The organism is Burkholderia sp. APQ4-4ca (assembly GCF_057837105.1).
The window spans coordinates 57,246-67,303 of sequence record NZ_JBYQCG010000080.1 but is presented as its reverse complement, the minus strand read 5'-3'; the positions used below and the strand labels follow the sequence as shown (position 1 = coordinate 67,303).

Annotated in this window: 10 protein-coding genes; 4 read left to right on the top strand and 6 right to left on the bottom strand. The window is 67.4% G+C overall.

Annotated features, from left to right (window positions below):
- The 6 genes from AC3IFE_RS10185 to mpl all read right to left on the bottom strand — a co-directional run.
- Nucleotides 1–1,188: S10 family serine carboxypeptidase-like protein (locus tag AC3IFE_RS10185; protein ID WP_489190423.1), on the bottom strand; the 1,188-nt coding region annotated here is incomplete at its 3' end.
- A gap of 424 nt (nucleotides 1,189–1,612) precedes the next feature.
- Nucleotides 1,613–2,350, bottom strand: coding sequence for a monofunctional biosynthetic peptidoglycan transglycosylase (gene mtgA, locus AC3IFE_RS10180; RefSeq protein ID WP_089466639.1), 738 nt, complete (start codon nucleotides 2,348–2,350; stop codon nucleotides 1,613–1,615).
- 14 nt (nucleotides 2,351–2,364) lie between these two features.
- Nucleotides 2,365–3,231, bottom strand: a complete 867-nt coding sequence (gene aroE, locus AC3IFE_RS10175) for a shikimate dehydrogenase (RefSeq protein WP_489190422.1) — start codon at nucleotides 3,229–3,231, stop codon at nucleotides 2,365–2,367.
- Nucleotides 3,228–5,312, bottom strand: a complete 2,085-nt coding sequence (locus AC3IFE_RS10170) for an RNB domain-containing ribonuclease (RefSeq protein ID WP_489190421.1) — start codon at nucleotides 5,310–5,312, stop codon at nucleotides 3,228–3,230. The genes aroE and AC3IFE_RS10170 overlap by 4 nt, the downstream gene beginning before the upstream one ends.
- 80 nt (nucleotides 5,313–5,392) lie before the next feature.
- The gene (locus AC3IFE_RS10165) at nucleotides 5,393–5,962 is read right to left on the bottom strand and encodes a YqiA/YcfP family alpha/beta fold hydrolase (protein WP_006489407.1); all 570 of its coding nucleotides are present in this window, start codon (nucleotides 5,960–5,962) and stop codon (nucleotides 5,393–5,395) included.
- Nucleotides 5,959–7,344 (bottom strand): UDP-N-acetylmuramate:L-alanyl-gamma-D-glutamyl-meso-diaminopimelate ligase, encoded by a 1,386-nt coding sequence (gene mpl, locus AC3IFE_RS10160; RefSeq protein WP_489190420.1) that lies wholly within the window; start codon nucleotides 7,342–7,344, stop codon nucleotides 5,959–5,961. Before mpl ends, AC3IFE_RS10165 begins: the two co-directional genes overlap by 4 nt.
- 246 nt (nucleotides 7,345–7,590) lie before the next feature.
- Here mpl and AC3IFE_RS10155 point away from each other — a divergent pair, with 246 nt between their 5' ends.
- The 4 genes from AC3IFE_RS10155 to accB all read left to right on the top strand — a co-directional run bounded on the left by AC3IFE_RS10155 (nucleotide 7,591) and on the right by accB (nucleotide 9,972).
- Nucleotides 7,591–8,235 (top strand): UDP-N-acetylmuramate--alanine ligase, encoded by a 645-nt coding sequence (locus tag AC3IFE_RS10155; protein ID WP_089466635.1) that lies wholly within the window; start codon nucleotides 7,591–7,593, stop codon nucleotides 8,233–8,235.
- 7 nt (nucleotides 8,236–8,242) lie between these two features.
- Nucleotides 8,243–8,794 carry a TlpA family protein disulfide reductase gene (locus AC3IFE_RS10150; RefSeq protein ID WP_489190419.1) on the top strand — a complete coding sequence of 184 codons (552 nt, stop codon included), beginning with the start codon at nucleotides 8,243–8,245 and terminating at the stop codon, nucleotides 8,792–8,794.
- 194 nt (nucleotides 8,795–8,988) lie between these two features.
- Nucleotides 8,989–9,441 (top strand): type II 3-dehydroquinate dehydratase, encoded by a 453-nt coding sequence (gene aroQ / locus AC3IFE_RS10145; protein WP_089466634.1) that lies wholly within the window; start codon nucleotides 8,989–8,991, stop codon nucleotides 9,439–9,441.
- A gap of 66 nt (nucleotides 9,442–9,507) precedes the next feature.
- Entirely contained in the window at nucleotides 9,508–9,972 is a 465-nt protein-coding gene (gene accB / locus AC3IFE_RS10140; RefSeq protein WP_089466633.1) for an acetyl-CoA carboxylase biotin carboxyl carrier protein, read from the top strand.
- Nucleotides 9,973–10,058: the final 86 nt, after the last annotated feature.

The window sequence follows — 10,058 nt, the reverse complement described above, 5'->3', positions numbered from 1 at the left end:
CACGGGCACGTTCACGCGCGCGTCGTAGCGGCCGATCAGCGTGCCCGGCAGCAGCGACAACTGGAAGCTGTTGTCGAAGAAGGTCGGCACGACGTTGAAGTCCGCATTCCACAACGTCTGCTTCACGCCGGTCGAATTCGCCATCGTCGTGACGAGATTCGGCGGCGGCGGCGTATGGCTCGCGAGGTATGCGTTCACGGCGGGCGCGTAGCTGCCGGCCGTCAGCAGGCGCATCTGGTCCGCATACTGCGGCAGGTTCGACGGGTTCGGGTTGTCGAGCTGGTAGTACGCGCCGACCGTGCCGTACGACGGCACGAAGCCCGCGCAGCTCACCGGGCTCGCGCCGTTGTTCGAGTTGCCGACATAGTCGCTCGCCATGTCGCAGTTCGTGTTGTAGTTCAGGATCGATGACTGCAGCACGATGCCGTCGAGCTTCACGCCGGCCGTCTCGAGCAGGTTCGCGAGCACGTCGGTGCGCGGCGTGCCGTACGATTCGCCGAACAGGTATTTCGGCGAATCGCCGCGCTGGTTCACGCTCAGGTACCGCGTCACGAAATCGCGGAACGCGCCGGCGTCCTGGTCGACGCCCCAGAACGTCTGGTTCGTGTTCGGCGCGACCGCTTCCGAGAAGCCGGTGCCGATCGCATCGACGAACACGAGGTCGGTCGTGTCGAGCAGGGTTTCCTGGTTGTCGACGAACGGGAACGTCGACGTGTTCGCGTTCGGGTCGCCGGTCTGGATCCGGCGCGGGCCGAACGAGCCGAGGTGCAGCCACACCGACGCCGAGCCGGGGCCGCCGTTGTACAGGAACGTGACGGGCCGCTTCGCCGCAGGCTGGTTGTCGGCCGTGTACGCGACGTAGAAGAACGAGGCTTCGGGCGCGCCCGTCTGCGGATTGCGGGCGACGAGGTGGCCGGCCGTGGCCGTGTACCGGATCGTCTTGCCGTTCAGCGTGATCTGATGATGCGTGACGGCGGCCTTCTCGACCGCGGCGGATGCATCGAGCGACGCGTTGGCGCTCGACGAATAACTGTTTGGATCGTTGTACGCGCGGTCGACCTGACCGGCGGAATCGGCTGAATTGGCGGCGCTCGCTGCGGACGACGACGTCACGTCGTCATTGCAGGCCGACAGAATCAGCGAAGAACACACCACTCCCAACAACAGCTTCGCTTTGCTCGCTGGCATCGTTGCGTTCCTTCTCGGATGTTTTTTATGTCGAGCAGCCGGATAAGCCGCCCCCCGCCTCGATTGCGGCCGATGAGCCGAGGCGCCGGCCAATATACGCGAGCCCGCCGGCTTTGAAAAATTTGGAAATATTCGGCACGCAACCGGTGCAGCGCACACCTTTCAGGAATGCTTCGATTCGCGAAACGTTGCATTTCACGTCGCTTTCATCGACTTTCGCGTTTACCCGCGATGCCTAAAAAAGCAGCGATTTCGTACGATGGCGATCAATAAAATCGCGCAGTCGGCGGCATTGCTCAGTCAAGTGAAATAGACGAATTCGTCTAACGGATACGGCACGAAATGCGCGCGTCATGACTGCGCTGCAGCGCAGCAATCCTGCGCGAACGGCAGCATGGACAATACAGCGGCGCCGGCGCGCCGCTTACTCGGATGGCGGCAGCTCGGCCGCACCCATCCGGCGTGCGATGATCGCGGCCCGCTGCGCCTGGTAGGCCGAGCCGCGATGCGCATCGAACCAGCGCGGCTTCGGCAGCATCACCGCGAGGCGCGCCGACTGCCACGCACCGAGCCGGCTCGCGGGAATCTTGTAGTAATAGCGCGCGGCCGCTTCCGCGCCGTACACGCCGCGTCCCCATTCGACCGAATTCAGGTAGATCTCGAAGATGCGCTCCTTGTCGAGCACCGTTTCGAGCATCCACGTGATGATCAGCTCCTGCCCCTTGCGGATGTAGCTTTTCTCGCGCGACAGGAACAGGTTGCGTGCGAGCTGCTGCGTGATCGTCGAGCCGCCCGCGACGATCCTGCCGCGCGCCTTGTTCTTCTCCCACGCCTGCAGGATCGCGTCGACGTCATAGCCGTTGTTGGTCGCGAAGGTCGAATCCTCGGACGCGATCAGCGCGCGCTTCAGGTTGCGCGAGATCTGGTCGTACGGCACCCACTGGTGCCGGATCTGCGCGGGCGGCGTGTCGCGCGACAGCCACCACGCGTCGGTGCGCATGAACGCGGTCGAGCCCGGGTTCACGAACGACCATAGCGCGATCTGCGCGAGATAGAACAGCTGCGTCGCGAGCCACGCGAGCGCGAACACCGATCCCGCATAGACGATCCAGCGCGCGACGCTCACCGTCCGCGTGCGCTGCGTGCCGCTCACCGCCGCCACGTGCCGCGCTCCGTTCAGCTCGCCGCGAGCGCCTGGCGCAGCGCGGCCAGCACCGGCGCGCCGTCCGGCCGCACGCCGCGCCAAAGGAAGAACGATTCGGCCGCCTGCTCCACCAGCATCCCGAGCCCGTCGGACGTGCGCGCGCCGAGCGACGCCGCGTGCTGCATGAACACCGTCGGCTGCGCGCCGTACATCATGTCGTACGCGAGCGTGCCCGCGCCGAACGCGGCCGCGTCGCATTCCGGCAGCGCGGCATCGAGGCTGCCGGCCGTCGCATTGATCACCACGTCGTACGGCTCCGCTCGCACGACGCCGGGGCCGCCGCCCGCGAACGTGCAGCCCGCATCGTGCGCGGCCTGCATGAACTGGCCGACGAGCGCTTCGGCCTTGCTCGCGGTGCGGTTCACGATCGTGAGCGACAGCGGCGCGCGGTCGAGCAGCGGCAGCACGACGCCGCGCGCGGCGCCGCCCGCGCCGAGCAGCAGGATGCGCGCACCCGCGAGCGACACGCCGAGATTCGCTTCGATGTCGCGCACGAGGCCGACGCCGTCGGTGTTGTCGCCGTGGAGGCGGCCGTCCGCGTCGATGCACAGCGTATTCACCGCGCCTGCCGCCGCCGCGCGCGGCGACAGCGTGTCGGCGAGCGCATGCGCGTCGAGCTTGAACGGCACCGTCACGTTCGCGCCGCAACCGCCTTCGGCGACGAACACGCGCACGGCGGCCTCGAATCCGTCGACCGGCGCGAGCCGGTGCGTATACTCGATCGGCTCGCCGGTCTGCGCGGCGAACTGCGCGTGGATGAACGGCGACTTGCTGTGCGCCACCGGGTTGCCGAACACGACATAGCGATCCGTGCCGCGCGTCGACACAGCTGAGTTCATGATGCGCGCCCCTCTTCGCCGTCGTTGCCGCTCGCGGCTTCGCCGCCCTCTGCCGCCGCGTCGCCCGATTCGGCCAGCGCCTCGGCTTCGGTTTGCGCCGACGCGTCTTGCGCGTCGACCAGCGTGTCGTCGCCGCCTTCGGCGTCATCCTCTTCGTCGGCCGCGTCGCCGCTCGTCACGGTCGGCGCGTCGAGCACGTTCAGCAGGCGCACCGACGCCTCGATCGTCAGCTCGTCGAGCGACATCACGTCGAGCAGCACGCGCGTGCCGCGCGCATGCACGCCGAGCCCCGGCACGTGCAACAGCAGCGGGATGTCCTCGAGGCGCACGAGATCGCCCTTCACGACGCTCGCGACCACCTGCTTCTTCTGCTCCTGCGCGAGCCAGCGCAGGCACCAGAAGTACTCCATCCGGCGCTGGTAGTCGGCGTAGGCCGTGTACGTATCGTCGAAGCCCTGCACGACCGCGTAGAGATCGGCGTCCTTCGGCTTGAACGGCGCGGCGAGCTTCGCGGTCACGCCGTGCTGCACGCACGCGAGCAGCTGCCACTGGTTCACGAGGTCGACGTAGCGGCGCAGCGGCGACGTGCTCCACGCGTACTGCGCGACGCCGAGGCCTTCGTGCGGCGCGGCCGTCGTCTGCATCCGCGTGCGCTTCGGGCCCGGCGCGCCGAAACCTCGCTGCGACCGGTAGATGCCCGGCACCGTGTGGTCGTGCAGGAACGCGCCCCAGGTCGAGTTCGCGAGGATCGCGAGCTCCGACACGATCAGGTCGAGCGGCGAGCCGCGGCGGCGCGGCGTGATCGTCACGTGCTCGCCTTCGACGTAGAAGTTGTAGTCGGTGTTGCGCTGCACCTCGCGCTTCAGGCCGTAGCCCGCACGCGCGACCTGGCGCTTCTCGAACAGCGCCTGCGCGAGCGGCCACAGCACGGCGATGTCGTCCTTGTGCGGGTAGTCGCCGGTGCCGGCCGCGAGCGTCTCTTCGTTCACGAGCTCGTCGAGCGTGTTGTGGCGCAGGTTGTTCTTCACGAACACGAGCTCGGCGCGCGTTTCGTTCGCGACGATGTCCTGCGTCTCGCGGTTGACGATGATGTACAGCGACAGCGCCGGCCGGTAATCGCCCTCTTTCAACGTGAACACGTCGACGACGTCGTCCGGCAGCATCGTGATCTTGTCGCCCGGCATGTAGACGGTCGACAGGCGCGCGCGCGCGATCGCGTCGACCGGATCGCCGCGCACGATGCCGAGCGCCGGCGCCGCGATGTGCACGCCGATCCGCACCCGGCCGTCCGACAGGTGCTCGACCGAGAACGCGTCGTCGATTTCGGTCGTCGTGATGTCGTCGATCGAGAACGCCTCGACGTTCGCGCGCGGCAGGTCGTCCGGCAGCGGGCCGACCGTGACGGGCGGAAAGCCGGTGCCGTGCGGGAAGAATTCCGCGAGGAAACGGGCTTCGTGCAGCGCACGCGGCGACTCGATGCCGCCGCAGTCGAGCATCAGCCGCGCCGGAGACACGCCGCGCGCGCCGGCCGCCGCTTCCATCGCCTTGTATTCGATCGAATTCTTGTCCGGCCGCGTCAGCAGCCCGAGCACCTTGCCCGCGAACGCTTCCGGCAGCTTGCCGGCCTTCAGTTCTTCTTCATACTGCGCCTGCACGAGCGCCTGCTGGCGCTTGCGCTCGAGCGACGCGAGCGCCATCTTGAGCTGCTCTTCCGGCGCGCGCTGGTACTGGCCGCGCCCCTTGCGGCGGAAATAGACGGGCGAGCCGTGCAGCCGCAGCACCAGCGCCGCGCGCTCGACCGGGCCGTACGTCGCGCCGAAGTATTCGGCGGCGAGCGCCGTGTACGCGAACTCGTCGGGCGGCGCGCATTCCCACAGGAAGTCCAGGTCGATCTGCTGCGCGGCCGTGTCGGCCTCCTGCATCAGTTCGCCCGCGGCCGGCTTGTCGAATTCGATCAGCACGTCTTTCGCGCGCACCTTTGCCCGCCGCCCGCCGGGCAACTCGACCTGAAACGCGTCGCCCTGGCGCGACAGCACGCTGCCCGCCTTGAAACTGCCCGATTCCTCGAAGAAAACGTTCACTCAGTACTCTCGTTCAGACTGCCGGGCGCCGCATCGGCGGCGCCGCATGATGATGGGAATTCGATCGGCACGTGGCCGGTTTATGACGTCTTTCCGTCGCAAAACGCGAGAACGTCGTCGACATAGTCGGCAAATTCGCTGATACCGTGATCGCTGCCGTCGATCACGCGGGTTTTCGCGCCCGGGTAATGGGCGAGCATCTCGCGGTAATCGAGCACTTCGTCGCCGGTCGCCGCGAACAGATAGTAGCGGTCGGCGCGCGTGATCGCCGGCACGCGCAGCGCGTCGAGTTCGTGCAGATGACGGCGCTCGACGACGATCGTGCCGCCGCCGTGCCACAGCGGCTGCTCGCCCAGATGCTGCTCGAGATCGCGCTGCGGCACGATCGCCGGATTCAGCAACACGGCTTTCCAGCCATGCTTTTCGGCGAGCCACGTCGCGTAATACCCGCCGAGCGAGCTGCCGATCACGGTCACGTCGCGCGCGCCCGCGACCTCCGCTTCCGCCACCGCGATCGCCTCGAGCGGCGACACCGACAGCGACGGGCACCGCCACTCGCCGGTACGGCCGAGTTCGGCCATGCGCGCGGCGAGCAGGCGCGACTTCTGCGATTCCGGCGACGACCGGAAGCCGTGCAGATACAGGATCACGGCCGGCTCCCGAGCGCGTCGAGCAGCTTCTGGTGCACGCCGCCGAAGCCGCCGTTGCTCATCACGAGCACGTGGTCGCCCGGACGCGCGGCCTCGACCACCGCCTTCACCAGCAGATGCAGATCGTCGAATGCGCGCGCGCGCTCGCCGAGTGGCGCGAGCGCTTCGGCGAGATTCCAGCCGAGCGCGTCGCGCCCGGTCGGCGCGCCGTAGCCGAATACGAGATCGGCATCGGCGAGGCTCGCCGGCAATTGCGACTTCATCACGCCGAGCTTCATCGTGTTCGAGCGCGGCTCTAGCACGGCGAGGATGCGGGCATTCTGGCGGCCGATCCGTGCACGAAGGCCGGCGATCGTGGTGTCGATCGCGGTCGGATGGTGCGCGAAATCGTCATAGACGGTCACGCCGTCCACGCTGCCGCGCACTTCCATGCGGCGCTTCACGTTGCGGAACGACGCCAGCGAAACGGCAGCCTGCGCGGGCGGCACGCCGACATGCCGCGCGGCGGCGATCGCCGCGAGCGCATTCATCCGGTTGTGGTCGCCCTGCACCTGCCACGCGACTTCGCCGACGCGCTCCGCGTGCGAATACACCGCGAAGCGCTCGTCGACCGGCACGCCGTCCTCGGCCGGCAGCGCTTGCCAGCCGCCGTCGACGCCGAAACGCTCGACCTCGCTCCAGCAGCCGCGCGCCAGCACGCGCTCGAGCGCATCCGAGCGGCCGTTCGTGACGATCCGCCCGACGCCGGGCACGGTGCGCACGAGATGATGGAATTGCGTTTCGATCGCGGCGAGATCGGGGAAGATGTCGGCGTGATCGAATTCGAGGTTGTTCAGTACCGCGGTGCGCGGCCGGTAGTGCACGAACTTCGAGCGCTTGTCGAAGAATGCCGTGTCGTACTCGTCCGCTTCGATCACGAAGAAGCTCGAGTCGGTGAGCCGCGCCGACACGCCGAAGTTCAGCGGCACGCCGCCGATCAGGAAGCCCGGGTTCAGCCCGGCGTCTTCCAGCAGCCAGGCGAGCATCGACGACGTGGTCGTCTTGCCGTGCGTGCCCGCGACCGCGAGCACCCACTTGCCGGCGAGCACGTGCTCGCCGAGCCACTGCGGGCCCGACACGTAAGGCAGGCCGCGATCGAGGATCGCCTCCATCAGCGGATTGCCGCGCGTGACGACGTTGCCGATCACGAACAGGTCCGGTTTCAGGTCGATCTGCTCGGCGCCGTAGCCCTCGATCAGCGTGATGCCCTGCGCCTCGAGCTGCGTGCTCATCGGCGGATAGACGCCCGCGTCGCAACCCGTCACCGTGTGGCCCGCCTCGCGCGCGAGTACGGCGAGACCGCCCATGAAGGTGCCGCAGATGCCAAGAATGTGGATGTGCATAGATGAATGCTTTCGCGCCGCCGGGCGCCGTCGATTCGGAAAGGATGCGTGTGCGGCGCGCCGGCGAGGCCGTGCGGCCGGCGCCCGGCCAACGACCTGGCCGCGACACAAAGAACACTATTGTAACTGACGGCCTGCGATGCCCGGCGGCCCGAACGATACGCGCGAACGGCGCCGGCGCCCTCGGAGGGTGGGCCGCGGCGCCCGTGCTCGGGCGGCGTGGCGATCGAGTATGATTGCCGGATCATGTCTCGCAAACCTCTTGTCGACCCGCGGCGCGTCCGCGAGGAAATCGCCCAGTCCGCCGCCCGCCTGATCGCGGAGGACGGCCAGGACTATGCCGGCGCGAAGCGCAAAGCCGCGCGCCAGTTACTGGGCGATGTGCGCGTTGCCGGCGAATGGCTGCCGGATAATGACCAGATCGAGGAAGAACTGCGCGAATACCTCGCGCTGTTCCAGAGCGACACGCAGCCGGACGAACTGCGCCGCCTGCGCGAGATCGCGCTCGACTGGATGCGCCGGCTCGCCGATTTCCATCCTTATGTGACGGGCGCCGTGCTGAACGGCACCGCGAACGCGCATTCGGATATCCATTTGCAGGCATTCACCGACAACCCGAAGGACGTCGCGATCTACCTGCTGAATCAGAACGTCCAGTACGACGTGTCCGAGACGCGGCATTTCGCGGGCCGCGGCGACGTCGAGACGCTCAGTTTCCTGTGGCGCCCGCGACGCGACGTGGATGCGATCGGCATCCATCTCGCGCTGTATGCGAGCGACGACCTGCGCGGCGCGGTGAAGGCCGATGCGCGCGGCCGCGTTGCCCGCGCGGACGCCGCGGCGCTGCGCGCGCTCGTCGAAGCAGGCCACGCTCCTTCCGAACCGGAATGATTCAACGATGATGATGAAACGCAAGTTGGCGCTCGCGGTAGTCGCGGCCGCCGCCGTTGCCGGCGGGATCGCCGCCGGCCACTGGTTCCGCGGCACGGCCGACGACGGCGTCGCGGTCGCGGCGCCGGCCGCCCACCTTAACCCGGTCGACCAGCTGTGGGCGTCGTCGCTCGCCGGCGTCGACGGCAAGCCGGCCACGCTGGCGGCCTTCAAGGGCCAGAAAGTCGTGGTCAATTTCTGGGCGTCGTGGTGCGGCCCGTGCGTCGAGGAGATGCCGGAGCTCGTCGCGCTGTCGCACCAGTACAAGCAGAAGGGCATCCGTTTCGTCGGAATCGGCGTCGATTCCGAACAGAACGTGAAGAACTTCCTGCAGAAGGTGAAGGTCGACTATCCGGTTTTCGTCAGCGGGTATGCGGGCGCCGATCTGGCCCGCAATTTTGGAAATACCGCCGGCGCGCTGCCGTTTACCGTCGTCATCGACGAAACCGGCAAGATCCGCGAGACAAAATTGGGACAAATCCAACCGGCCGAGCTGAAAAAGACGCTCGACGCGCTGTAATCTGCCCGAACGGCAGCCCGCGCGTTGGCGGCGATTTGCAGGTCGATCGCCGCAATTTCGCGTGAATTCGCCGATACTTTGCGCCCGCACCGGTAATTCTTGCGGGTCCGGCGCGCCTGGCCGTTCGGCAAAACTAGACAAATTTCTCTAAATAGCGCTAAAGTTCGCGCAATTCCGCAGAAATAGAAGCGACCATGACACGATTGCTGGTGCTGCACGGCCCCAACCTGAACCTTCTCGGCACCCGGGAACCGGAGGTGTACGGCCGCGTCACGCTCGCGCAGATCGATCAGGCGCTTGCCGCGCGCGCCCGGGAAGCCGGCGCCGAACTGTCGTCGTTCCAGAGCAACCATGAAGGCGCGCTGGTCGACCGCATCCAGGCCGCGCGGGAGGAACAGACCGATTTCATCCTGATCAATCCGGCCGCGTACACGCACACGAGCGTTGCGATCCGGGACGCGATCGCCGGCGTCGGCATCCCGTTCGTCGAGATTCACCTGTCGAACGTGCATCGCCGCGAAGCGTTCCGGCACCACTCCTACTTTTCCGACCAGGCCGAAGGCGTGATCTGCGGGCTCGGCTGGAAAGGTTATCTGTACGCGCTCGAGTACGCGCTGGACAAGCTGCAAGGCGCGTCGCGCGGCTGATTTCGCGATCTAGATTCAGCGCCGGCCCCTCACCGGCGCTTTCACGTATTGAAAGGGGAATTCCCGATGGATCTTCGTAAGCTGAAAACTCTGATCGACCTCGTTTCCGAATCCGGCATCTCCGAGCTGGAAGTGACGGAAGGCGAAGGCAAGGTGCGCATCGTCAAGAACGCGCCGCCGGTCTACGTGCAGCCGACGGCTGGGTATGCCCCGCAAGTCAGCGCGCCGGCTCCGTCGGCCGCGCCGCCGACCGACGGCGCGGCTGCGCCGGCAGCCGCCGCACCGGCCGTCCCGCAGGGCCACGTCGTGACGTCGCCGATGGTCGGCACGTTCTATCGCGCGCCGTCGCCGGGCGCCGACCCGTTCGTGCAGGCCGGCGACACGGTCAAGGAAGGCCAGACGATCTGCATCATCGAAGCGATGAAGCTGCTCAACGAGATCGAGTCGGACAAGGCCGGCGTGATCAAGGAAATCCTCGTCGAGAACGGCCAGGCCGTCGAATACGGCCAGCCGCTTTTCGTGATCGGCTAAGCCCGCCGCGCGGCCCTGCCGGCCGCGCGCCGCCGAGATGCTCGCCAGGCGCCGTTCGCGCGCCCCTCGAAGAGACGAATACTCGC

Excerpts from the sequence above, each read along its gene's own strand:
- AC3IFE_RS10155 (WP_089466635.1), top strand. The coding sequence starts at position 7,591 with ATGTCTCGCAAACCTCTTGTCGACCCGCGGCGCGTCCGCGAGGAAATC.
- aroQ (WP_089466634.1), top strand. The coding sequence starts at position 8,989 with ATGACACGATTGCTGGTGCTGCACGGCCCCAACCTGAACCTTCTCGGC.
- AC3IFE_RS10150 (WP_489190419.1), top strand. The coding sequence starts at position 8,243 with ATGATGATGAAACGCAAGTTGGCGCTCGCGGTAGTCGCGGCCGCCGCC.
- mpl (WP_489190420.1), bottom strand. The coding sequence starts at position 7,344 with ATGCACATCCACATTCTTGGCATCTGCGGCACCTTCATGGGCGGTCTC.
- accB (WP_089466633.1), top strand. The coding sequence starts at position 9,508 with ATGGATCTTCGTAAGCTGAAAACTCTGATCGACCTCGTTTCCGAATCC.
- aroE (WP_489190422.1), bottom strand. The coding sequence starts at position 3,231 with ATGAACTCAGCTGTGTCGACGCGCGGCACGGATCGCTATGTCGTGTTC.